General features: G+C 41.0%; 23 protein-coding genes and 1 pseudogene. 14 read left to right on the forward strand and 10 right to left on the reverse strand.

Going from position 1 to position 22,852, the window contains the following annotated elements:
- Positions 1-408: 408 nt before the first annotated feature.
- A complete protein-coding gene (locus C6W44_RS13195) occupies positions 409-1,683 on the reverse strand; it encodes an AIPR family protein (protein ID WP_158676735.1) in 1,275 nt (424 codons plus the stop codon).
- Between the two features lie 138 nt (positions 1,684-1,821).
- Here C6W44_RS13195 and C6W44_RS13750 point away from each other — a divergent pair, with 138 nt between their 5' ends.
- Positions 1,822-2,034, forward strand: a complete 213-nt coding sequence (locus tag C6W44_RS13750; RefSeq protein WP_105246747.1) for a helix-turn-helix domain-containing protein — start codon at positions 1,822-1,824, stop codon at positions 2,032-2,034.
- A 216-nt stretch (positions 2,035-2,250) separates the two neighbouring features.
- Here C6W44_RS13750 and C6W44_RS13205 read toward each other — a convergent pair whose 3' ends face one another.
- Positions 2,251-2,784 carry a plasmid replication DNA-binding protein gene (locus tag C6W44_RS13205; RefSeq protein ID WP_199774536.1) on the reverse strand — a complete coding sequence of 178 codons (534 nt, stop codon included), beginning with the start codon at positions 2,782-2,784 and terminating at the stop codon, positions 2,251-2,253.
- Positions 2,785-3,343: 559 nt separating this feature from the next.
- On the opposite strand from C6W44_RS13205, the gene C6W44_RS13450 reads away from it, so the two are divergent.
- The gene (locus C6W44_RS13450; RefSeq protein ID WP_158676736.1) at positions 3,344-3,514 is read left to right on the forward strand and encodes a hypothetical protein; all 171 of its coding nucleotides are present in this window, start codon (positions 3,344-3,346) and stop codon (positions 3,512-3,514) included.
- 125 nt (positions 3,515-3,639) lie between these two features.
- Positions 3,640-3,990, forward strand: a complete 351-nt coding sequence (locus C6W44_RS13210) for a hypothetical protein (protein ID WP_199774537.1) — start codon at positions 3,640-3,642, stop codon at positions 3,988-3,990.
- Between the two features lie 89 nt (positions 3,991-4,079).
- Here the strand turns inward: C6W44_RS13210 and C6W44_RS13215 are convergent, their stop codons facing one another.
- Positions 4,080-4,712 carry a recombinase family protein gene (locus tag C6W44_RS13215; RefSeq protein WP_105246749.1) on the reverse strand — a complete coding sequence of 211 codons (633 nt, stop codon included), beginning with the start codon at positions 4,710-4,712 and terminating at the stop codon, positions 4,080-4,082.
- 225 nt (positions 4,713-4,937) lie between these two features.
- Between C6W44_RS13215 and C6W44_RS13690 the strand changes: the two genes are divergently transcribed.
- Entirely contained in the window at positions 4,938-5,069 is a 132-nt protein-coding gene (locus C6W44_RS13690) for a hypothetical protein (protein WP_264755638.1), read from the forward strand.
- Between the two features lie 112 nt (positions 5,070-5,181).
- On the forward strand, positions 5,182-5,511 hold the full coding sequence (locus C6W44_RS13225; protein ID WP_105246751.1) for a four-helix bundle copper-binding protein: 330 nt from the start codon (positions 5,182-5,184) through the stop codon (positions 5,509-5,511).
- Positions 5,512-5,877: 366 nt separating this feature from the next.
- On the opposite strand, the gene C6W44_RS13230 is transcribed toward C6W44_RS13225, so the two are convergent.
- A complete protein-coding gene (locus C6W44_RS13230) occupies positions 5,878-6,153 on the reverse strand; it encodes a hypothetical protein (RefSeq protein ID WP_105246752.1) in 276 nt (91 codons plus the stop codon).
- Positions 6,154-6,282: 129 nt separating this feature from the next.
- Positions 6,283-6,495 (reverse strand): helix-turn-helix domain-containing protein, encoded by a 213-nt coding sequence (locus C6W44_RS13235; protein WP_025643759.1) that lies wholly within the window; start codon positions 6,493-6,495, stop codon positions 6,283-6,285.
- A 236-nt stretch (positions 6,496-6,731) separates the two neighbouring features.
- On the opposite strand from C6W44_RS13235, the gene parA reads away from it, so the two are divergent.
- The 6 genes from parA (at position 6,732) to C6W44_RS13265 (ending at position 14,237) form a co-directional block, all read left to right on the forward strand.
- Positions 6,732-7,379, forward strand: a complete 648-nt coding sequence (parA, locus tag C6W44_RS13240) for a ParA family partition ATPase (protein ID WP_105246754.1) — start codon at positions 6,732-6,734, stop codon at positions 7,377-7,379.
- Entirely contained in the window at positions 7,376-7,579 is a 204-nt protein-coding gene (locus tag C6W44_RS13245) for a hypothetical protein (RefSeq protein WP_025643755.1), read from the forward strand. Before parA ends, C6W44_RS13245 begins: the two co-directional genes overlap by 4 nt.
- Positions 7,580-7,679: 100 nt before the next feature.
- On the forward strand, positions 7,680-9,263 hold the full coding sequence (locus C6W44_RS13250) for a type I restriction-modification system subunit M (protein ID WP_105246755.1): 1,584 nt from the start codon (positions 7,680-7,682) through the stop codon (positions 9,261-9,263).
- On the forward strand, positions 9,260-10,249 hold the full coding sequence (gene rhuM / locus C6W44_RS13255) for a Fic family protein (RefSeq protein ID WP_105246757.1): 990 nt from the start codon (positions 9,260-9,262) through the stop codon (positions 10,247-10,249). The genes C6W44_RS13250 and rhuM overlap by 4 nt, the downstream gene beginning before the upstream one ends.
- Positions 10,249-11,352, forward strand: coding sequence for a restriction endonuclease subunit S (locus C6W44_RS13260; RefSeq protein ID WP_105246759.1), 1,104 nt, complete (start codon positions 10,249-10,251; stop codon positions 11,350-11,352). The genes rhuM and C6W44_RS13260 overlap by 1 nt, the downstream gene beginning before the upstream one ends.
- An 8-nt stretch (positions 11,353-11,360) precedes the next feature.
- A complete protein-coding gene (locus tag C6W44_RS13265; RefSeq protein WP_105246761.1) occupies positions 11,361-14,237 on the forward strand; it encodes a type I restriction endonuclease subunit R in 2,877 nt (958 codons plus the stop codon).
- A gap of 988 nt (positions 14,238-15,225) precedes the next feature.
- Here C6W44_RS13265 and C6W44_RS13270 read toward each other — a convergent pair.
- On the reverse strand, positions 15,226-15,597 hold the full coding sequence (locus C6W44_RS13270) for a hypothetical protein (RefSeq protein WP_105246763.1): 372 nt from the start codon (positions 15,595-15,597) through the stop codon (positions 15,226-15,228).
- 263 nt (positions 15,598-15,860) lie between these two features.
- Between C6W44_RS13270 and C6W44_RS13275 the strand changes: the two genes are divergently transcribed.
- Together C6W44_RS13275 and C6W44_RS13280 are read left to right on the forward strand one after the other, a co-directional pair.
- Positions 15,861-16,226 (forward strand): MobC family plasmid mobilization relaxosome protein, encoded by a 366-nt coding sequence (locus C6W44_RS13275; protein WP_105246765.1) that lies wholly within the window; start codon positions 15,861-15,863, stop codon positions 16,224-16,226.
- Positions 16,216-17,337 carry a relaxase/mobilization nuclease domain-containing protein gene (locus tag C6W44_RS13280; RefSeq protein WP_199774538.1) on the forward strand — a complete coding sequence of 374 codons (1,122 nt, stop codon included), beginning with the start codon at positions 16,216-16,218 and terminating at the stop codon, positions 17,335-17,337. Before C6W44_RS13275 ends, C6W44_RS13280 begins: the two co-directional genes overlap by 11 nt.
- 141 nt (positions 17,338-17,478) lie before the next feature.
- Here the strand turns inward: C6W44_RS13280 and C6W44_RS13285 are convergent, their stop codons facing one another.
- On the reverse strand, positions 17,479-18,891 hold the full coding sequence (locus C6W44_RS13285) for an SEL1-like repeat protein (RefSeq protein WP_227526493.1): 1,413 nt from the start codon (positions 18,889-18,891) through the stop codon (positions 17,479-17,481).
- A 167-nt stretch (positions 18,892-19,058) separates the two neighbouring features.
- Positions 19,059-19,871, reverse strand: coding sequence for an OB-fold protein (locus tag C6W44_RS13290; protein WP_105246767.1), 813 nt, complete (start codon positions 19,869-19,871; stop codon positions 19,059-19,061).
- 293 nt (positions 19,872-20,164) lie between these two features.
- On the opposite strand from C6W44_RS13290, the gene C6W44_RS13295 reads away from it, so the two are divergent.
- Positions 20,165-20,665, forward strand: coding sequence for a plasmid replication DNA-binding protein (locus tag C6W44_RS13295; RefSeq protein ID WP_105246769.1), 501 nt, complete (start codon positions 20,165-20,167; stop codon positions 20,663-20,665).
- Positions 20,666-20,745: 80 nt separating this feature from the next.
- Here C6W44_RS13295 and C6W44_RS13300 read toward each other — a convergent pair.
- Both C6W44_RS13300 and C6W44_RS13305 read right to left on the reverse strand, forming a co-directional pair.
- Positions 20,746-20,934, reverse strand: a pseudogene (locus C6W44_RS13300) (IS256 family transposase); the annotation flags it as partial.
- Between the two features lie 471 nt (positions 20,935-21,405).
- Complete coding sequence (locus tag C6W44_RS13305) at positions 21,406-22,542, reverse strand: GTPase (protein ID WP_105246771.1); 1,137 nt, start codon at positions 22,540-22,542, stop codon at positions 21,406-21,408.
- Positions 22,543-22,852: the final 310 nt, after the last annotated feature.

The raw sequence follows: 22,852 nt of genomic DNA on the forward strand, positions 1-22,852 counted from the left end.
TATTTGGGGCTATTATCAAAGTGTAAGACCACACAGCTTTAATGAGTATTTAACACCAAGCGAGAAAGAGAGACTTTATTTCAACAAAAACCTCTTAAGTACTGTCTAAAAATATTTGACCACTACAGGATCAACGGTTCAATTTCGCTCATTAACTGTCTTTTGCCACCAACCCATTTTAGGAATGGCATTACTAACTTATTTTTGGCTTTTGCCACTTTTTACCTCTTTTTTCAAATTACATCGTATTAGCTATCATAACATTATCTCCGTTATTCTCATCATGTGGCGTTGTGTCTTCAAGACTTTGAATTAGGTTAGAAAGGCTAGAGTACGTTAGTCGCAAAAAAACGCCTCCTGGCTCAGGAGACGTTCGAGTAAGGTCATCAAAGTTAATTTAACGCTTTACTAGAGGTTGCTAGTCTTAGACTCTTCCATAAGCCTATTAATGAGGTGTTTTTTATATTCTAAATCTACCAAATTATATAAATCTCTCCAATGTCCTGTGTCTTTACCTAATGCGTTAGGGTTATTGCCCAACGTTCTTGAACGTTCTACAGTATTCTTTATCATTTGTGCGCCAAGATGTTCGTAATATTCAAATGGGTTAGCCTCAAACTTATACAACCCGTTTTCATCCTCGGCAACCAAGGCTCTGAAAGAAGATAATATTGGCAAGACAAAAGAGCGCGGGCTTTTGAACTCAAGATCTTTGTCTAACACTTCTGTCTTGAAGGTTGCATGGCTCCCCTCTTTCTTTGATTGAACGCCCTTCAGTGCTCCATAGCGCCCTTTCCCGTCTGACTCTCTATACTTTTTATCAAGCGTAAGTTCTATATGATCGTATAAAGTGAGGATCTCAGGAATAATTTTGTTCATTTTATAAAATGGGTTAGATTTTTTTGAGTCTTCAGAATCCCCCATTTCATTATGAAATTTGACGTACTGCTTAAGACAGTAGCTTTTTTGACTATAAGTAGATACAGGCTGACGTTCAGCATCAGGAAAGTCATCAATGTTAAAGTTATATAAAATCGAAATAATATTTTCAACTGATATACGTTTGTTGGCTTCGTTCTCTTTAAAAGCTATAGACTCATTTAAGTCCATGCCTTGGACATCTTTTAAAGGCTCTTTTATTAATTCGAATTTTTTTTCAAGCTCTGCAATAGAATTGTCTTTTACTTGGACAGAAGTGTTTCTAGCCTTTGCCAAATCCTGAAAAAAGTCTTCAGCTCCAATAATAATCTCAAGTCGGACATAACGAGGATCAACAATATCACTTCTATTACCTAAGATAATACGATATGTGTGACCACCATCAATGTTCCCATGTACCTCAACGTCTGTCATGTTAATAGCTATAGTTGAGTTTCTAGTGTTAAAAGTTACGCTCTCAGCAGAGATAACGATACCTCTATTCTTTATCTGAAAGTTACCCAAATCCGTTTCTAAGCTTTCCTTTATACTTTTCGCTACTTGAGTAGTTAAGCTTTGCTCTCTAGGGTTAGTCTCCATAGGAAAATCGCTTGGAAGATCCTGAATTTCCACATAACACTCGTAAACTACAGGGTTTTTTGAACTTTCGCTATATTCGCCAAATGGGTTTGGTAAAGCTCTGAATGATTTAGCAGCAAATTCATACTTAGTAGGCGTTTGCTCGTTTAAAGGGGTAATATCCATAATTTTAATCCTCATTTTTCAATATTTAACTTAGGCAAGCATTTTATGCATCAACCGAATATTTTTCTTTTCAATTGACAACATTACCTATTCTATATTTTAATAGTTAATTGCAAACCGCATATATACGGTATTTATATGAAAATTGGAAAAACGTTGAAAACCTACAGAAATCGCAATAACTTTACACAGTTTGAACTAGCGTACTCCGCTGAGATAAATGAAAAGTATTATGGCCAAATAGAAAGAGATGAATGCAGCCCAACTATTGAGAAGCTGGAGATGATATGCAATGTGCTAGGTATTCGTATGTCAGACTTTTTTAGGACTCATGAGAGTGATGACAACTAGATTCTGCGTAAAACATTACAAAGTTCTCATTCCGCACAATGAAAAATACAACTCAACCTAGTGTTAGAAAATTAGAGCTAGATTGAGTTTATTGGCGGCGACAATGATTATGATTTTTCTCAGTAGCGATAGATAGCTCAAAACGAGGGCGTTCAAAACTCTGTGTCAACTAAATTAAAAGCTATGGCCAGCAGTATGAGCTGCACTGTTCAGCAATCAAAACCAAAACCCAAGCCATCTTTTTCTTTTGGTAGGTGTGGGCGCAGCTGCGGCTTCTTTTTCAGATAGCGGCTCAGGCTCTAATGATACTTGTTGCTGGTGATCGCTATGTTCAGGGTCAGTGCCTTTAAATTCTAGCAGTCGGATCTGCGTTAAGTCATGAATACTGGCATTGGCTTTTTCTAGTGTTTTGTTGAGCTGACTTATTTGCTCTTGGTAATTCGCTATCAGCTGTTTTTGATCACGGACTTGCTGCTCTAAGTGTTCATTCTTCATCTTTTCAAGTGCTAACTGGTGTTCAAGCGCTGTACAGTCTGGTACGTTTTGACTGTTCAAGGGCGTACTATTGCTAGTGTTCACTGATTGTTCAGTACGTTTTTTAGTGACAGGCTCACCAAACACTCGGATCATCTCTGAGGTGTCAATTTTCTTATCAGCGGTTCTGGAAAGCTCGCCATCATTGATTTTCTGATAGATCGTCGTTCTTGATACACCCCATTCTCTTGCTGCTTTTGTCACAGATATGTTCATTGTTCACCTAGTGTTCTAGTACGTTTTTAAGACCTGTACAGTGCAACTGTACAGAACGTTCAGTGAACAACTATCGCACTAACGTAGCGTCTAAACAAATTTTATATTTCAGTTAATAGTAATAGCCGATATTTAAAAACTATTGGAAACACTCTAGGAAAACTAGGAAAAGGTTTACCTTATGTAACTAGTACGATAATATTGCGTAACATAGCTATTTACGCTTCAACTATATCGGGTTTAAAAATATTATGTTTAATTTGAATAGAATTATTACTTTGATTACCGTAACTTTGTTTATGACTGCTTGTACCTCCGCTCCTAGACCCTATCAAGTATCTACTTGGTATAAAGAAGGTATGACCAAAAGTGTAACTAACGACAAAATAGGTCATTGTAAAATAGAGGTTGGAGCAAGCAACTTGTCACAAGAACAAGCTCGAAAGCTTGTTACCTACTGTATGAAGGCCGATGGATATAGATTAGTAACAGAAACTAAGTATCGATAGAAGGGTATAGCGCCACAATAAGTAGATAGCTATATTCAATAAGGAGAACTATGACTTATCCAAAGTCGATTTTATTAACAACAGTTATCTTAGCATGTTCGTCTGTTTTAGCTAATGCAGCAACATCTGAGAAAAAAGCAGCGCTTGAAGCCGTTAAAAACTACGCAACTTCAGTTGCCTGTAGCACAACTTTTGATAAGAACTCCGAGAACGAATTTTGAGTAAAGCCAAATAAAAGCGTCTGTCTAATGTGGTCAAATACTCTCTAGTGGGACGCTTTTGGAAACCAGAAGCATCATAGATATCTATAGACATATTTTATGAGTCTAACCCTAAAGGAATCACCGTGAAAACAAAAATTATTTTAGTCGCTGCTGCTATTATTTCTAGCTCGCCGTCTGCTTTCGCAGATTTAAACTGTCGTTCAGACTCGTTTGGTAACACCCGTTGCGATAACGGCACGACATACCGTACTGACTCATTTGGTAACACCCGAGATAATCACGGGAACACTTGGCGTACTGACTCATTTGGCAATACTCGAGGTAGTGATGGTACAACCTACCGTACTGACTCATTTGGTAACACCCGAGATAATCACGGGAACACTTGGCGTACTGACTCATTTGGCAATACTCGAGGTAGTGATGGTACAACCTGCCGTACTGACTCATTTGGCAACATGCGTTGTAACTAAAGGTCCAATAAGCCTATCATGAGTATATCCTAGCGGAAAAAACTAAAAAGGCTCATTAATCCATCAATATACTGCTGTAGTGAAACCACTTAATGAGCAATGATAAGTTCCGGCCTTTCCTTGGCAACATCAGCAATCAGTTGACGTGAACACTTGGCCATATTTTGTATCTCAGAATAGCTATGGCCAGCTGTCAGAAGACTTGCGATGATTTTACGCTTCTCAGTATCTTTCCTGCGTCCTTTATATTTGCCCTCAGCTTTGGCGCGAGCGATCCCCTGCATTTGGCGGTAGCGGCGGTCTTCGTAGTCTTTACGAGCAATAGCGGCAAGCATATCAAGTAGCATGTCATTAATGGCACGTAGTACGCTATCCATAAACTCAGAGCTATTCGCTTGCTGCAGAGCCATATAGGAGGTTGGCAACTCTTTTGAGACCACAGAGAGGCGTTTGGCTGACAGCTTTTGTTTTAAGGTATCCCAATCGGTTTGATTGAGTCTAGCTAAGCGGTCTATTTGTTCAACCAAGATCACATCACCATCATGAGCATCATCGATAAGCTGCATGAGCTTTGGGCGCTCTAGCGTCGCTCCTGACTCATTTTCAATATAAAATGCGGCAATTTTGTGACCGTGATCGCTTGCAAAGGCGATAAGCTCATTTTTTGCACGTTTGGCGTCTTGCTCTTTAGTTGATGCTCGTAGATACGCTCTGATAAACATAAACACCTAAAATAGTCTGTTATAAGTGGTTCCATTATAGCAGTCTATTTTAAGTGGTCTATTAATCAATCTAGAGGTCTATTCGGCGGGTTCCGTTAGGGTATACCCATAGTGAATTGATCAGGTGCTTTCACTAGTTCGGTTTCTCCTATTTAGACTTGAATTTTTGAGCCTTTCCCAAACTCTGTGTAACTGCTTATAATCCAATGTAAAGGAGAATAAGCAATGACTAACCAATCTGACATCAAGAAACTGGCTGAGCAAATGGCCAGCAGCATGAAAAGCTTCGATGAGATCAAAGACTTTCAAAAGCAGCTCATGCAGTCCTTCATCGACACTGCATTTACACTCTCCTAAAACCATTTAACAAAATCTATGACTATTTTACTTTCCCTCACATAATCGTCCTAGTGTATATCTTTTTTTTTGATTAGCATTTTCCTAAATCAATTGACTTTAGGTAAGTATGATGAACGATATCCAATTTTCAGATTGCGCAAAGGCATGTATGAGCTGTTACCTTACCTGTGCCAGTTGTGCAAATGCCTGTCTAAAAGAAGAAAATCTGGAGATGATGCGAGAATGTATTCAGCGTTGTCTAGATTGTGCAGATATTTGTCAGCTCTGTGCTCGTATGCAGCAAACAGAATCTCCTTTTATGAAAGAAATTTGTGAGCTTTGTGCCAAGGCTTGTGAATACTGTGCAGATGAATGTAGCCAACATGAGCATCAACACTGCCAGCAATGTGCTGATGCTTGCCGTGAATGTGCCGTCGAATGTCGAAAAATGGTTGCCTGATAAATAAAAGAATTAGTTGAGTTTAGGATTTACTCAATGAATAGCCAACGTGTTAGTTGTTAGTGGGTCAAACCACTAACAACTCGCAAAAAATGGCTGAATTTGTGGACGTTGTTTTTGCGATTCGATCCAAAGAGAGTACTTTGATTGAACGCGCATGAGTAAATCAGCACTAATACCTAAAGCATCGTGCAAACGTAAGGCTACATCGGCTGTTACTGGGAGGGTGTAAATAATTCTGGGGAGTTTCCTAAAAACTGTGTAACTGCTTATAATCCACTAACAGAAGAATAAGTAAACGACTAATATATTCAGATTTCTGTTTGGCAGACCCAGCTATTACAATTGATAGCTGGGCTTATCAATTCATAGCTCTACTTGCTCATAACCTCTCATTAAATCAATAAACGCCGCCTCAAGCACACCAATCGCCTCATCATCAACGATTAACCCCTCATCTATCTGGCGCTGTACCCATACATGAAGCGCCTCATCATTATAGAAAATCGGATTCACGCCCAATATTTTGGCCAGCTGTGAACCTTGCTGTATTTGTAAGTTTTCAATAAGTTGCTTGGTTAAAACCTTCACATTGTGATCAAACCAAGATGACGTTGTTGGTTGCTGCGCTGACGTATACATAATAACCTCCTGTAGGTTAATTAGATTTTTTAATTAACTAAATGTCCTGCTACAGGTAAAATTATACACGCATTTTGACTCATTGCAAGATAAAATAACCTACTGTAGATTATTTTGTATTTTTAGAAGTTATATTTCTGGATTGTCAACAAGCTCATATAGGTCGCCTACCTCAATTTCAAAATAGCGGCATAGCTTTTCAATCACTTCTAAATCTACTCGAGTGGCTTCTTCATGATACATACGCGTGATTGTGCCTCTGTTGATAGAAGTTTCTCTTGCAACATCTGCAATTTTAAGGCGCTTTTCACCCATTATTGTTGATAAATGACACTTAATCATGATCGTCTCCTATTTCAAATATAGTGCTACTAGCATACAAATTATTCGCTAGACACGCATAGTGCTATTAAGCAGTGCATTTTACTACGTGTCATATCGGTTTAATAGCAAGACCTGTCCAATACTAATAAGCTCAATACTTTCAGTTGTGCTTACTAGCCCTTTGCGATAATATACTTATATGAGTACTTACTCATTTGAGTGTATGAATATATAATCATCATAAGGTCTTTACCATGAAAGTAATCGCAGTACTAAACCAAAAAGGCGGCAGCGGCAAGACCACGATAGCCACGCATTTGGCACGTGGGCTACAACTTCAGGGTCATAGTGTGCTACTCGTTGATAGTGATCAGCAAGGCAGTGCTCGCGATTGGAGAGCCGTTGATGAAGACAATCCTGTTCCTGTTATCGGCCTTGATAGGCCAACGCTTGATAAGGATTTAAAAAACGTTTCTGATAAAGAGTTCGTCGTAATTGATGGCTCACCGCAAGCGACCAATTTGGCACTATCTGCCATAAAAGCCGCTGACTTTGTGTTGATACCCGTACAGCCAAGCCCCTATGATGTATGGGCGACCAGTGATTTGGTTGATTTGGTGCAGCAGCGCATCGAAATGACCGATGGTAAGCTCAAAGCCGCCTTTGTGGTCTCTCGCGCGATCCAAAACACTAACATCGGCAAAGAAGTTGCCGCAGTGCTACAAGATTATAATCTGCCCGTTCTTGATGCCAGAATCGTGCAGCGGGTCAGCTATCCAAATAGCGCTTCAGTTGGCAAAACGGTATTTGAGACAGAATCTGCTAAGAGCAGTGCCGTGACTGAGATCACGCAACTGGTCAACGAGGTTAAAACGTTTTTTGATAAGGAAGTAGAGTTATGAAAGCTGGCCGCCCAAGTAAAGATAAAAAAGACGCGCTTGAGTTGTCTGACGTCACTGATAAGCCTAAAAAGAGCACACGAGTCAATTTCAATCTTGATGAAGATACCTACTTTGAGCTTAAACAATACGTCCTTGATAATCGCACAACCGTCACTAAGCTACTCACTGAGATGATTGAGTCACGGCTGAATGAGCGTTGATGCCCATCCATAGCGTTGATTTTTAATAATTTATTGTAGGTATATATACACCTATACACCTATACACCTATACACCTAACGATGTTAATTTAGGATAATCATGAGTCAATCACAACAGCTTCAACAGCTAAAAAAGCAGCTTTGGAATATTGCCAACGACCTACGCGGTAAGATGGGTGCAGATGAGTTTCGGGACTACATATTAGGGTTTATTTTTTATAAATACTTATCTGATAAATTCATCCGCTTTGCCAATAATATCTTGGCTGAAGAAGACGAAGGCTTCGATAACTTTGCAAATTTTGACACCAGTAATCCTGAGCATCTTGAATATATCGAGGAAGTCAAAGAAAACGCTATTGATGAGATCGGCTATGCGCTGTCGCCCAATCAGTTGTTTCACCAACTGGCCAAACGCGGCAAACAAGACCAAGCATTCATCCTTGATGATTTGGCTGATACGCTAAAAGCCATCGAACAAGGCACATTAGGCACAGACTCAGAAGAAGATTTTGCCAACCTATTTGAAGACATAGATCTTACCTCAACCAAGCTTGGCAACAGCCCTGATGACCGCAATGAGCTGATCGTCAAAGTGCTAAGCCACCTAGATGCCATTGATTTTGATCTTAGTAACACCGAAAGCGATGTGCTAGGTGATGCTTATGAGTATCTGATCGGTGAGTTTGCCAGTGGCGCAGGCAAAAAAGCGGGAGAGTTTTACACGCCGCAGATGGTATCCACGTTACTTGCCAAAATCGTCACCAGCGGCAAGGACACCATAAGCTCAGTCTATGACCCAACGTGTGGCTCGGGTTCTTTGCTGCTGCGCGTCAAGCGTGAGGCAGCTGACGTAGATAGAATCTACGGTCAAGAGATGAACCGCACCACCTATAACCTAGCACGCATGAACATGATTTTGCATGACGTGAACTTTACCAAGTTTGATATCAAGCAAGAAGACACACTCAAGCGTCCGCAGCACGTCGGAATGCGCTTTGATGCCATTGTGGCCAATCCGCCTTTTTCTGCGAAGTGGTCTGCTGATCCCTTGCTGCTTCAAGATGAGCGCTTCTCAGACTATGGCAAACTTGCGCCCAAGACCAAAGCCGACATGGCCTTTGTCCAGCATATGCTACATCACTTAGATGATAATGGCACAATGGCAGTGGTATTGCCGCATGGCGTCCTGTTTCGCGGTTCCAGCGAGGGCGATATTCGTAAATACATCATCAAAAACCTCAATGCCTTAGACGCCGTAATTGGACTGCCTGCCAATATCTTCTATGGCACCAGTATTCCGACCTCTGTTTTGGTATTTAAAAAGAACCGTAAGCATGATAAAGACGTCTTCTTTATCGATGCCAGTGACTGCTTTGATAAACAAAAAAATCAAAACATGCTACTGCCTGAGCATATCGATACCATCATCAAGACCTATCAAGCCCGTGAAAACGTCGATAAATTCGCCCATGTCGCGTCTTTAAAGGACATTCATGATAATGACTATAATCTCAACATTCCGCGCTACGTAGACACGTTTGAGGCTGAGCCTGAAGTGGATCTCGCAGCCGTTGCCAAAGCGCTGCAAGATTTAGAAAAAAAGAGCCAAGAAACGGACGCTGTCATTAATGGCTTTTGTGAAGAGCTGGGCATTGATTCGCCCTTTAAGGTAGGGTCATGAGCACCGTAGACAGTCAAATCCAGCTATATCAAGTAGACAACCAAGTCAGCCTTGAAGTGAATGTTGAGCAAGACACGGTATGGCTAAGCCAAGCCCAAATGAGTGATCTGTTTGGCCGTGATGTTTCAGTGATTTCACGCCATATCAATAACGCGATTGGTGATGAAGAGGTGGATCCAAAAAGCAATTTGCAAAAAGTGCAAATTGCTTTTTCTGACAAACCCGTGACCTTATATGATTTGGACGTCATTATCAGCGTGGGTTATCGCATCAAATCCAAGCAAGGCGTGATGTTTCGCAAATGGGCGACGCGCATCTTAAAAGAGCATCTCATCCAAGGCTTTAGCATTAATCAACAGCGTTTGCAGCAAAACACCGCTGAGCTTGAGCAAGCCATCGCCTTAATCAAAAAAACGGCTCAATCTGAGCAGCATAGCAAAGACAGCGCGCTGGGGTTGGTCGAGATTATCAGCCGCTACACCCAAACTTTTTTATGGTTACAGCGCTACGATGAGGGTTTGTTGCATGAGCCTGTGGGGCAACCAGGCGGCGAGGTTTTAGACGCACCAAGTGCCATGCAGGCACTAAATCAGCTCAAATCAAACCTGATGGATAAAAAAGAGGCCACAGACCTATTTGCTAAGCCTCGCGGTGATGGATTGGCTGCCATATTGGGTAATATTCAACAAACGGCGTTTGGTGAGGAAGTTTACCCCAGTATCGAATCCAAGGCGGCGCATCTGTTATATTTTGTCGTCAAAAACCATCCTTTTGCTGATGGTAACAAGCGCAGTGCAGCATTTTTGTTCGTTGATTTTTTATATCGTAACAACCGCTTATTCAATGATGAGGGTACTGCCATCATCAATGATACGGGGCTTGCAGCGCTCACACTGCTGATCGCTGAATCAGACCCCACTCAAAAAGAAGTGCTCATCCGTCTGGTGATGAATCTACTGGTGATACAAGATAAGGATATAATGTGATGGCGACGCCAAAATTGCGGTTTAATGAGTTTAATGAAAAATGGGAAGAAAAGAAATTAGGCAAAATATGTCAACATTTTAAAAGTGGTAAATCAATAACATCTAAGTATATAACTGACACTGGAGATTACCCCGTCTACGGTGGCAATGGTTTAAGAGGTTTTACTACCAATTTTACACATGACGGTAAGTTTATTCTTATAGGTAGGCAAGGTGCATTATGTGGCAATGTTCAACTCGCCTCGGGTAAAAACTATATTTCAGAACATGCTATCGCTGTTCAAGCTGACCAAAAAAACTCAACCGATTGGCTGGCTTATTGGCTTGATAACATGAAGTTGAATAGATTTTCAGAGTCTTCAGCACAACCTGGATTAGCTGTTAATAAACTCATCAAGTTTAAAATAAAATTGCCAACAAAAGCAGAACAAACCAAAATCGCCACATTCCTATCCGCTGTCGATACCAAAATCGACGAGCTAACCCAAAAGCATGAGCTACTTACCGATTATAAAAAAGGCATGATGCAGCAAATTTTTAGCCAAAAACTGCGCTTTCAAGCCGACGATGGTAGTGATTTTGAGGATTGGGAATATATGAGTCTCCATGAGGTTCTAGATTATGAACAACCTACACGATATATAGTTAAAACTACTGATTATGATGATAGCTTTAAAACAGCCGTATTAACGGCTGGAAAATCATTTATTTTAGGATATACGAATGAAGATAATGATATTTTTGAGGCAGACAATAAGAATGTGATCATCTTCGATGACTTTACTACTGCTTATAAGTTTGTGGACTTCCCTTTTAAAGTAAAATCATCAGCAATGAAGATACTGCAAACAAAATCTAAAAACTACGATATATTTTACATTTATTCAGTCTTTAGTACTATTAACATACAGAAGGGCGATGAACATAAAAGACGATGGATATCGGAATACTCTCAAATAGAAGTTCCTATACCTTCTTTACCGGAACAAACCAAAATCGCCAACTTCCTAACCGCTATTGACCAAAAAATTGATAACGTCGCCGAGCAAATTGACCATGCCAAAACGTGGAAGAAAGGCTTATTACAGCAGATGTTTGTATAAGGTATAACATGACTGAGCAAAGTGAGTACCAACTCGAAGACAGCCTAATGGTGCAAATGCAGGACTTAGGTTATGAGCGCGTTACCATTACCACCGAGGCGGCACTCCTTGCCAACCTAAAGACGCAAATCGTCCGCGCCAATCAGCTGGATCAGCCATTATCTGATGATGAGTGGAAGCAAGTTATCAGTCATCTTGGCAGTGGCAGCGCCTTTGAGCGTGCCAAAAAACTGCGCGATAAGTTCAACGTCAAATTCGATGATGGCAGCTCACGCCATATTCAGTTTTTTTGGCCAAACGCTGATGACAACATCTGGCAGCTGAGCAATCAAATTATGGTTGACCACAGCAGCCAAAATGGACGCACCAGCCGCTTTGATGTCACTATCTTAGTTAACGGCTTACCTCTAGTACAAATCGAGCTCAAGCGCCGTGGCGGCATCGAGATTGCCGAGGCATTCCATCAGACCATGCGTTACTCAAAAGCCGCTTACAAGGCAGGACATGGCTTATTTGAGTTCATTCAGCTATTTGTCATCAGTAACGGCGCAAACACGCGCTACTATGCCAAAGGCACACAGCACTTTAATTTTACTTTTCCCTGGGCGGACAGCGACAACAAGCCAATCAATGAAATCGTTGATTTTGCTGAGGTGTTTTTAACCCCCATGCATTTAACCGAGATGATCGCTCAGTTTGTCGTGCTCTATGAGTCCTCCAAGACCATGATGGTGCTCAGACCCTATCAAGTCCATGCCACCAAGCGCTTAATTGATCGCGCCACCACCTCAGACAAAAACGGCTATATTTGGCACACCACAGGATCAGGCAAAACGCTGACCTCATTTAAAGCCAGTCAAATCATCATGGGGCTACCTGATGTCGAAAAAGTGGTGTTCGTTGTCGATAGAAATGATTTGGACACCCAAACCGCCAATGAGTTCAATGCCTTTAAAGACGGCAGCGTAGACAGTACCACCAATACCAAAAACTTAGTCAAGCAGCTCGGCGAGACCCACGACAAGCTAATCGTCACCACCATTCAAAAGCTCAACCGCGCTATCAAATCAGAGCGCCATCAAGAAAAAATCCGCTATTTACAAGACAAAAAAGTCGTCTTTATCTTTGATGAATGTCACCGCAGCCAATTTGGTGAAACGCACCGAAACATCAAACGCTTTTTTCAACAATCGCAGATGTTCGGCTTTACTGGCACACCCATATTGATTGACAACGCTCACAACAAAGCTGGGCTTAAGCTCACTACCGCCTACCTATTTGATGAGTGCTTGCACCGCTACACCATCGTGGATGCCATTCGTGACAGAAACGTGCTGCCCTTTCAGATTGACTATGTGGGTAAATTCACCAAAAACGACAGTGCTGCCGATGAAAAAGTCACCGCCATTGACACTCAAGAGGTCTATAACGACCCTAAACGCATTGATGATATCGCTCGCTATATCATCGAAAAGCATGACACCAAGACCAAACGCCGCGAGTTTAACGCCATATTTTGCGTCAGCTCCGTTGATATACTCACGCAGTACTACGACGCTTTTGAGCGTATTCAAGCGCAAAAGCAAGCCGATGACCCTACATTCAAGCCACTCACCATTGCTACGATATTTTCTTATGCGGCCAACGAAGCGACCGATGCCAGTTTCGAAGACAATGGGCTCATTGCAGAGTCCAGCTTTGAAACCCCTGCCCAAATTGATGAGAGCAGCCGTGACAAGCTCGATCGCTACATTGGCCAATACAATCATACATTCGCTACAAACTTTGATTCAGGTAAGAATTACTATCCCTACTATCGTGATATTGCCACCAAAGTAAAGCAGCGCAAGATCGATATTCTGATCGTCGTGAACATGTTTCTGACAGGGTTCGACGCCAAAACCTTAAATACGCTATACGTGGATAAAAACCTAAAGTACCACGGTCTAGTACAAGCCTTCTCACGCACCAACCGTATCTATAACGATAAAAAGCCCTTTGGTAATATCGTCTGCTTTCGTAACCTAAAGCAAAACACCGACGACGCTCTAGCCCTGTTTGCCAACAAGCAAGCGAAAGATATCGCCGTCATTCCTGAAATGCATGAGCTACGAAAGCACTACGATCAAGCCGCTAAGACCCTTTTAGACATCTGCGCTGATTATAAGGCCGTTGATACACTAGAGACTGAAGATGAGCAGTTAGCATTTATCAAAGCCTTTCGTGAAGTGATGCGCTATAACGAGCAGTTAGGTACCTTCGTAGACTACGACCAGGCTGATACAGATCTGAATAAAGAAGACTTCGCCAATTTTGCCAGTAAATATATAGACCTATACCGCAACATTCGCACCCAGAACAAGAATAGCCAGGATAAAACCTCAATACTCGATGACATCAACTTTCAGATTGAAATGCTACATAGCGATCGTATCAATGTCGGCTACATACTAGAGCTACTCAAGCAAGCCAATAAGCAGCAAGACGACGGCAACGAGGAAAAGGCAGCCCAGTACCAAGCCCAGGTGGACGACTTAATCATGAATGAGCCGACCTTCCGCGACAAGCAAGAGCTTATCCAAAAGTTCATCAAGGAGCAGATGCCTAAAATGCCAGATGGTCAGACTGTAGAGGAAGCCTTTGCACACTTTTGGGACGTAGAAAAGGAAGCTGCGTACCAAGAGCTATGCAAAGATAACAACCTAAAAGCCGACGTCATGCAAAATATCCTCAGAAAGTATGAGACTAGCAAGCGACTACCTGATCGTAACGAAGTGAAAGCGCTGCCTAACTATAAAGTTAAGCTATTTGAGCGCAAACCACTTCACGAGCGACTCATGAACAAAACACGCGACTTTATCCAGAAATTTTATGCTGATATGTAGTGGACATCAGAGTAATACTAACACCCTGTATTTATACAGTATTACTCTCTCAAATGACGATAAAGGACCGCTTTGTTGATACGTATTAACGTCTAAATTGCAGATGCAAAAAAATAAACCCCCTACTACTTGACGTAATAGGGGGGTTTATCGTTTAATGTTCATTAACGGTTACAGATGTTTGGCGACATCTGTAACGACCAAATAAGCATGTGCAGTGCGTTATTTGACCAGCAATTAAGCCCATTAGGGTCTATTTTAAGCCAAAACTAGGCTACTTTGCAATCAAATTACTCATATTACTACCGTAAGTTACCAATTTTACTCAATAAATCCGCCTATTTGCTCGTTATTTTCGCCTTTCAATACTCTGTAACTGTTCCCTAGCAATGGGTGGCAGGCCTCAGTGACGACTGCATTGCGTGGGTGACAAGCAAGCTCTCGACAGGGGTTACTAGACATATTGAGCAACGCAATGAGAGGTTATATTAGCGTATTCGTAGCGGTATATTGGGTGTTAACCCTTGCTAGCGTAGAAACGGCTATATAGCGGTTATGAGCGTGTCTAGGCGGTGCTATCAGCCGTAATCATAACAGAGTCAGCTTGATACAGTGATGACTTCCCGAGACGATGCCGATCGACCGACAGGCAGTTGTCAGGGCAATACTCTAAAGGGTTCGCAAGTTTTTACTTGTGGGCGCTTTAGGGTGAGTGTTGCCCAAAACTTCAACCTCTCTCCCTCCAAGCAGTTGTCCACAGAGTTGTCCATCAGGGTTGTCCACATAGCAAGGGCAACAGCGCGGAGCCCTTTAGGAGTAGCTCAGGCGCTGTTGCCCTTGCTGCTTATGTGGACATACGCTGTGGGCATACTCTAGTGGGCACACTGATTAAGAGGGAGAGAGAGGAAAGACTCAAAAAAAAGAAAAATTTGAAATTTTTATAAGCTGAGATTGCAGACTGAGAAGATCAGCAAACTAGCTAGTAAGGTTAGTTAGATCTTTGGCCACCTGTCATAACTCCTATGTTGAACTTGGAGTATTTTAGTAAAGGTTCTTGATTGTCTTTTAACCATTGAGCAATGTCTTGATTAGAGAGAGTATAGATATACCCTTTGGGTTTGGCATATTTCAACAGTCTTTGTTTGCTAATAGTTTTACCTAGGAACTGAGTTATTTTTTGTGCTCGATATGAATTTAGTTGTCCTTTTAGCTTATAGGCTTCTTTGATACCCCAGCTATTAAAGCCATCATAATCACCCCCTGTACCATCCTCTAATTCATCTAATAGATAGATCATAGCAGTGGTTACCTCTGAGCGAAGGGTGTTCACTTTTTTCATGTTTTCAGATCTTTTATTCATACTAGCGACCTTCTTTGTATGGGTACAGACAGTCATAATACCATAGGTATAGACATTGTTGTTATATAGGTATAGACAGTCATGTATAAATAGGTATACACAGTGTCGACTATGCTAGGTATAGACATTTATGATATTATTTTAAGCCAGCAGTCACAAGAGGGGGCTATTTCTTACTACGTAATAATTATCCTATCCCTCATGTGAGCTGGTTAAGGGGAGACCCCTTAAAACCCCCAAAAACCCTTACCTAGGTAATCGTTATGACTGAGCCAAAAACTACCTTCCTTGACAAGAGAGCCAAGCGAAATAGAGAGATTGCGATTCGCGTTAATGACTACGAACTTGCTGAGATAAAGAAAAGGAATCGTGAAAATACGGTGGCCAGTTGGTTACGAGGATTGGCATTAGGGGTTACTCCTGTTAAGCCAGTTGACCCTGAGTTAGTACGTCAGTTGGGTAGAATCGGTAGTAATCTTAATCAGTTGACTAAGCATGTGAATACCGAAAAGCAGGTCGATGCTGAGGTATTGAGTGAGATTAAAGCCATCAGGGAGCAGTTGCATGTGCTGATAGAGACCAGTATCGAGTATTCAAAGGTGGCTGCGAGGGATAGTGATGATTGTTAAGTTCTCTAAGCATGGCAAAGGCAAAGCGAGTGGCGTTTTAGACTATCTTCTTAAAGAGAAAGGGAGTTTGGTGCCTAGAACGCATGCAAAAGTGCTGTACGGCGATCCTGTGCTCACTGAGCACTTAATTAACACCACTCCCTATAAGACTAAGTACAAATCAGGGTACTTATCTTTTAGTGAACGTGCGGATGAGATTAGCGAAGTCGATAAAAAGCGCATTATGCAGGAGTTTGAATCGGTTATATTCTGCGGTTTAGAGAGTGATCAGTACGATATTCTATGGGTTGAGCATGCAGATAAAGACATTGATGACACTCATCCAGTCGGACGACTGGAGCTGAACTTTGTGATTCCCTGTCAGGAACTACGATCAGGTAAGTCTTTTCAGCCGTACTATGAGCCGGCAGACCAAAAAAGGGTGAACGCTTGGAAAAATATTATCAATACAGAGGTTAAAACTATTAAGAGTGAGCCGTTAAGTGATCCTAATGATCCTGAGCGCAAACGTTTAGTGAACCCATACAGCAGTAATGCGCCGCGCCCTACGCCTTTTGATGTAAAGACGTATACGAAAAAAGATGCTGATAAAGATGAGGAGACTATCGCTAATCCTCCAAGCCGTAAGTTGTTGGAGGAAGCAATTAAACGTCGTCTGTTACTGGATTGGCAAAACGGTATCGCTATGAATCGTCAAATGGTACTACGTCGACTAGAGCGATGGGGCTTGAAAATCAATCGCGGTAATAGCGAGAAGACGTTATCCGTGACCAGCAGCAAGTTAACCGATAAGAATGGCAAGCCAATGGGTGTTAGGCTCAAAGGCGGGATGTTTGAAAAAGGGTTTGATGGTTATAAGTTCGAACCAGAAGCAAAAGAACGTGAGCATTCTGTATACGACCATAGGGGTAGCAGAAACGAGCGCAAGCAATTAGATGAGCAGCTGCTAGCCACTGGAATAAAAATAAAAGAGGCTTATCATCAGGATAGATATAAGAGTTCAGCTACGCTTGAGCCGTTGGTATCAGACAAGAAGGTCAAACAGGAGCTAGAACCAGCTAAACCAACCACTACAGAGAATTATTATACGAATTTCAGACCGAGATTTTGAAGTAGAAGTAGAGTATCCCGAAAGCCTATTCCTGTTGATGTAAGTTACGATATTGATCACTTTAGCAGTAACGGTGTATTGACGCACGCCTTCGCCATTTTTATACATCACGCCAAGGTTATGTTGGGCTGAAGCGACACTTTAGTTGGCGGCTTTTTGAAACAGTTCAGCCGCCTTGACGTAATCCTGAGGTACGCCTTCGCCGTTGTAGTACATCACGCCAAGGTTATATTGGGCTGCAGCATACCCTTGATTGGCGGCTTTTTGAAACAGTTCAGCCGCCTTGATGTAATCCTGAGGTACGCCTTCGCTGTTGTAGTACATCACGCCAAGGTTATATTGGGCTTCAGCATGCCCTTGATTGGCGGCTTTTGTGTACCAGTCAAGTGCTTTGGTATAATCCTGAGGTACGCCTTCGCCGTTGTAGTACATCACGCCAAGGTTGGATTGGGCTGAAGCATGCCCTTGATTGGCGGCTTTTGTGTACCAGTCAAGTGCTTTGGTATAATCCTGAGGTACGCCTTCGCCGTTGTAGTACATCAAGCCAAGATTATATTGGGCTGAAGCGACACCTTGGTTGGCAGCTTTTGTGTACCAGTCAAGTGCTTTGGTATAATTCTGAGGTACGCCTTCGCCGTTGTCATACATCAAGCCAAGGTTGGATTGGGCTGCAGCATACCCTTGATTGGCGGCTTTTGTGTACCAGTCAAGTGCTTTGGTATAATTCTGAGGTACGCCTTCGCCATTTTTATACATCACGCCAAGGTTATATTGGGCTGCAGCATACCCTTGATTGGCGGCTTTTTGAAACAGTTCAGCCGCCTTGATGTAATCCTGAGGTACGCCTTCGCCGTTGTCATACATCACGCCAAGGTTATATTGGGCTGCAGCATACCCTTGATTGGCGGCTTTTGTGTACCAGTCAAGTGCTTTGGTATAATTCTGAGGTACGCCTTCGCCGTTGTCATACATCCAGCCAAGGTTGGATTGGGCTGCAGCATACCCTTGATTGGCGGCTTTTGTGTACCAGTCAAGTGCTTTGGTATAATCCTGAGGTACGCCTTTGCCATTTTTATACATCCCGCCAAGGTTGGATTGGGCTGCAGCATTCCCTTGATTGGCAGCTTTTGTGTACCAGTCAAGTGCTTTGGTATAATTCTGAGGTACGCCTTCGCCATTTTTATACATCACGCCAAGGTTGGATTGGGCTGCAGCATTCCCTTGATTGGCGGCTTTTGTGTACCAGTCAAGTGCTTTGGTATAATTCTGAGGTACGCCTTCGCCATTTTTATACATCCAGCCAAGATTATGTTGGGCTGCAGCATTCCCTTGATTGGCGGCTTTTGTGTACCAGTCAAGTGCTTTGGTATAATTCTGAGGTACGCCTTCGCCATTTTTATACATCAAGCCAAGATTATATTGGGCTTCAGCGACACCTTGGTTGGCTAAACGTTGAGTTTCATCAAAATCTACCGCGATGGCTGATAGAGAAAGCATTGCTACTGTTAAGCACAAGGTTGATTTACGTATCAATGAGGTATTAAGAAAGGTCATGGCTTGACTCTGTTGATTAATTTTTTTAGTTCTATATTTATGTGGCGATAATATAATAGCAGATACATACCAAGCCCTTACAGCTTCTCTTTACTTAATTCTTCTCTATACATATAACTGACTTTAAAACGACAGTTATATGTAATGTGCCACACTGTCAAAAAAAATTAATCAAAATAATCTGAGTCGGCTGAACTATTACCATCTACATAAGTTGTATTATATGGCTCTGTTTCAACATCATTCTGGCTCTTTGACTCACTTTTAGTTATAGCTGCATAAGCTTTTATTCCTTCTTGTCTAGCTAGTTCTTGTTCTTGTCTAGCTATTCTATCTATTTTAGCTTCTGCTTGTCTTTCTTGTTCTTGTCTAGCTAGTTCTTGTTCTTGTTCTTCTGCTTGTCTAGCTAGGTTTTGTTCTTGTCTAGCTATTCTAGCTATTTTAGCTTCTTCTTGTCTTTCTTGTTCTTGTCTAGCTAGTTCTTGTTCTTGTTCTTGTCTAGTTTTTCTTTCAGACATTGTCTTGAGATCAAAAATACAGTCTGTAAGAATGTTATTATCAGTTGAGAATTCATCTGAATAGCACAGTAAGGTTATTTCATCGTATATACTTTCAAGCTTAGCTGCCTCAGACTTAAAATCTTCCCCACCCTTGGCATATACACCCAAGTCTTGAAAAAAAAAGTCAGCAAGATATATGATGCCATCACCATCCGGGGCAATATCTACTTTTAAAGGTGAGTCTGTTATTTCGATTAACTTGCCATCATACAATGCTTTGGCACGTATAGAATTTGAATTATAACGGTTATACAACCCGCTTGCGCTCACTTGCACTCTAGGTTCATTGTAGTTACGATGAGATGCTGCATCTTCCTTTCTTTCATTATAACTATCTGTAGTACTTTGTTCCTGATTTATAGAATCATATATTCCAATAGATATAATTATTACAATTGTCCACAGCAAAAAATTTCGCATGTTAAAACACTCTTTATATTATAAAATTTCTAATTTCATTATGGATACATATTACAATATTATCCTAAATATAAAATCTCAGCTGACTAAATTACTAATTATCGCTCTGAGTAATCTGGCAATTCAACACCAGCCGAATTGGCAGCCCCCACCCACTTAATGAATGATTCAGTCTTCCTTGCATTTATTAAGGTCTTTCCTCATAGTTAGGTTAGTGCGATAGTTGTTCACTGAACGTTCTGAACAGTTGTACTGTACTGCTTCTAAAAACGTACTTGAACACTAGGCGAACAATGAAAATATCGGTGACAAAAGCGGCAAAAGAATGGGGTGTATCAAGAACCACGATCTACCAGAAAATCAACGATGGTGAGCTTTCTAGAACAGCGGATAAAAAAATAGATGCTTCAGAAATGTTGCGCGTTTTTGGTGAGCCAACTTCTAAAAAACGTACTGAATGTTCAACGGATAGTGCCCAAAGCACATCTTTGAACAGTCAAAGTGTTCAGTACAATACGGACATTGAACACCTATTATCACTTGAAAAGCTCAAGAATGAACACTTACGGCAACAGGTTAGTGATCAAAAGCAGTTAATAGATAATTACCAACAACAGGTCAATCAGCTAAATAAGACGCTAGAGAAAGCTAACGCCAGTATCCAAGATTTTGCACAAGTAAAACTACTAGAGTTTAAACAGTCTAAACTCAATGATGAGTCGCAACACGAACAAGAGCCTGATGCCCAAACTGCTAATATTCCTAAAAAGAAGAAAAAACGGTGGTTCTTTTAATCCTGGGTTTAGGAAGGCTTAAAACCTAACTTTTCGAGATAAGGAATATAGAGGGCGTTCAAAACCCTGTGTCAACTAAATTAAAGACGCATCACCGAATCTAATCGACCAGGGAAATAGATAGACAGCTGCATCATCGTCTGTCCCCAATTACGAATCGGCATCGTCCACTTGGCAGAGGCATTTAACATACCAACATACAACAATTTGAGCAAGCTGGTTTCATTCGGGAAAGCGCCTTTGGTTTTAGTAAGTTTACGAAACTGACGCTCTTTGAGAACTCTTGCAGAGGGCTAGGGCTAGTTGATGATTAAACAGAGGTCTAGCCGTTATAAAGATATAAATAACTTCAGGAGGAGGGGTGAAAAAATAACCAGTGCAAACACAATTAATATAAATTTTGTACTTAAGCCTTCCATATACCTAGATCCTAAATGCCATATACGTGAGTATCTTAAAGATTAATTGTTGATTTATAATGAGTATTATGATGAAGCTATGTGCCTGTTAATTAGGCTTGATAGTTATTTATTTTCCGTAATATGGTCTCTAATAGACTGAATACTCACGAATAGGACGCTTCTCCAATTGAGCAGCGTCTTTTTTAAAGAAGATTAATTATTTCAAACCCCCCAATCCTTGGCATTTTGACCAGCTGGGCTAGTAGAGCTAACTAAGTGATTGTAATCAGCCACAAAGCTAGGGTTACAAGCAATACTCCCTAGCTGCATAGCTTTATATTACTTGACAAATCTAGATATAAGCTCCATTATTTTTTCTCTATCGCGCGTGCTAATTATTGTCCAAACTTCTTTTAATCCTATATCTTTAAGTGCGTTATAGAAAAAGCTATAACGCTCCTTCAATTCTGTCTTATTATCTAGGTTGTAATCATTCTCATAGATCCAGTTTACAGTACTTAGCATAGCTATTGTGACACCTGCCGCGACACCTGCCGCTGCTACGTCCACTATACCTGTAGGTGGTAGAAAAGATTTAGCTACTAAAAACAAGTTTGAACCTATACTCTGACTAGCGAATAGCGGGAGTGCGGCAATTGCAGACTGTTTACTTAGTACTTCACCTGTATAAATATAATGTATAGACATAATTGCTGCACCTTGTATGCCTGTGATATAAACGGCACTTCCAGGTATAAATGCTGCACCAGCAACACCTGCTAATGAAGAGTAAATAACCCTTTTTGCAAGCACTGACTTCTTTTCAAGCTCTCTTTCTAATATTAAATCCTTACCATGTTTTTTCAAGAATTTTAATATGTCTTGTTTTAAAACATCTACACCACGAATATCTAGTTCTATATCATCATCAAAGTCAGGGTCGTATCCATCAGCACAAGTTTGGTATATTTTTTCATCATCATCTAGTTTTAGCAACTCAGCCCACTGAGCAGTAACTTTTTCAAGTGAAGATTTTTTTTTGTCGAACATATCAACTTTATTTAGGACTACAAAAACCTTTTTGCAATATGTCTTTAATTCATCGTAATGAGCTTTTTGAGATGCATCAGCAGCGTCCACTACAACTAAGACACCTACATCAATGTCCCCCATTGCTAATTTAGTTTCATTACTATTATCTTCAATGATATCTCCTAAACCAGGAGAATCCATTATTTCAACATTTTTACCTAACTGAAAGCGCTTAACCTTAGTAGTAACACCAGATACAGCCCCTACAACTGCAAGCTGATCATCTTTAGGTTTACTGAAAAGAGCATTTAAGAGCGAACTTTTTCCTGTGCTAACCTTACCAACAATAGCAACTGTCACTTTTTTTCTTAGATTTTTTTCAACATCTTCTAATAGCTCTTCGGCGTCATTATCATCATAACTCTTGCTTGTATTATCGCTCATAACACTTCCTAATATATGTATGTTTCATAAAGTAACTCTTATTACTTTATTGTTGCTAGAATATTTCAACGACATAATACTATCATCAGTATCTTTTCGGAATATTAATTTCATAATTATTTTTGGGTTAAGAGGCTATCTAGAAAATACCAACCTAATAGTGTAGTGGCATAATGAAATAGGACAGTAGATAAGAGATACCATCTTAAAAAAGCCAAATCAAGCACTAATTAGCTCAACTTTTGCTTGGTAAGACTGCTGATGTTTAATCACACCGAAACAGATATGCACAAGCTTGCGCATCGCTGCA

The organism is Psychrobacter sp. Marseille-P5312 (genome assembly GCF_900291405.1).
Classification (GTDB): domain Bacteria; phylum Pseudomonadota; class Gammaproteobacteria; order Pseudomonadales; family Moraxellaceae; genus Psychrobacter; species Psychrobacter celer.

What these genes read in the sequence shown, in the direction of transcription:
- C6W44_RS13225 (WP_105246751.1), top strand. Translation starts at nt 5,182, where the DNA reads ATGAACGATATCCAATTTTCAGATTGCGCAAAGGCATGTATGAGCTGT.
- C6W44_RS13450 (WP_158676736.1), top strand. Translation starts at nt 3,344, where the DNA reads ATGACTTATCCAAAGTCGATTTTATTAACAACAGTTATCTTAGCATGT.
- C6W44_RS13295 (WP_105246769.1), top strand. Translation starts at nt 20,165, where the DNA reads ATGAAAATATCGGTGACAAAAGCGGCAAAAGAATGGGGTGTATCAAGA.
- C6W44_RS13215 (WP_105246749.1), bottom strand. Translation starts at nt 4,712, where the DNA reads ATGTTTATCAGAGCGTATCTACGAGCATCAACTAAAGAGCAAGACGCC.
- rhuM (WP_105246757.1), top strand. Translation starts at nt 9,260, where the DNA reads ATGAGCACCGTAGACAGTCAAATCCAGCTATATCAAGTAGACAACCAA.
- C6W44_RS13690 (WP_264755638.1), top strand. Translation starts at nt 4,938, where the DNA reads ATGACTAACCAATCTGACATCAAGAAACTGGCTGAGCAAATGGCCAGC.
- C6W44_RS13275 (WP_105246765.1), top strand. Translation starts at nt 15,861, where the DNA reads ATGACTGAGCCAAAAACTACCTTCCTTGACAAGAGAGCCAAGCGAAAT.
- C6W44_RS13260 (WP_105246759.1), top strand. Translation starts at nt 10,249, where the DNA reads ATGGCGACGCCAAAATTGCGGTTTAATGAGTTTAATGAAAAATGGGAA.
- C6W44_RS13245 (WP_025643755.1), top strand. Translation starts at nt 7,376, where the DNA reads ATGAAAGCTGGCCGCCCAAGTAAAGATAAAAAAGACGCGCTTGAGTTG.
- C6W44_RS13270 (WP_105246763.1), bottom strand. Translation starts at nt 15,597, where the DNA reads ATGAATAAAAGATCTGAAAACATGAAAAAAGTGAACACCCTTCGCTCA.
- C6W44_RS13205 (WP_199774536.1), bottom strand. Translation starts at nt 2,784, where the DNA reads ATGAACATATCTGTGACAAAAGCAGCAAGAGAATGGGGTGTATCAAGA.
- C6W44_RS13265 (WP_105246761.1), top strand. Translation starts at nt 11,361, where the DNA reads ATGACTGAGCAAAGTGAGTACCAACTCGAAGACAGCCTAATGGTGCAA.
- C6W44_RS13290 (WP_105246767.1), bottom strand. Translation starts at nt 19,871, where the DNA reads ATGCGAAATTTTTTGCTGTGGACAATTGTAATAATTATATCTATTGGA.
- C6W44_RS13285 (WP_227526493.1), bottom strand. Translation starts at nt 18,891, where the DNA reads ATGACCTTTCTTAATACCTCATTGATACGTAAATCAACCTTGTGCTTA.
- C6W44_RS13305 (WP_105246771.1), bottom strand. Translation starts at nt 22,542, where the DNA reads ATGAGCGATAATACAAGCAAGAGTTATGATGATAATGACGCCGAAGAG.
- C6W44_RS13750 (WP_105246747.1), top strand. Translation starts at nt 1,822, where the DNA reads ATGAAAATTGGAAAAACGTTGAAAACCTACAGAAATCGCAATAACTTT.
- C6W44_RS13280 (WP_199774538.1), top strand. Translation starts at nt 16,216, where the DNA reads ATGATTGTTAAGTTCTCTAAGCATGGCAAAGGCAAAGCGAGTGGCGTT.
- C6W44_RS13195 (WP_158676735.1), bottom strand. Translation starts at nt 1,683, where the DNA reads ATGGATATTACCCCTTTAAACGAGCAAACGCCTACTAAGTATGAATTT.
- parA (WP_105246754.1), top strand. Translation starts at nt 6,732, where the DNA reads ATGAAAGTAATCGCAGTACTAAACCAAAAAGGCGGCAGCGGCAAGACC.
- C6W44_RS13230 (WP_105246752.1), bottom strand. Translation starts at nt 6,153, where the DNA reads ATGTATACGTCAGCGCAGCAACCAACAACGTCATCTTGGTTTGATCAC.
- C6W44_RS13235 (WP_025643759.1), bottom strand. Translation starts at nt 6,495, where the DNA reads ATGATTAAGTGTCATTTATCAACAATAATGGGTGAAAAGCGCCTTAAA.
- C6W44_RS13250 (WP_105246755.1), top strand. Translation starts at nt 7,680, where the DNA reads ATGAGTCAATCACAACAGCTTCAACAGCTAAAAAAGCAGCTTTGGAAT.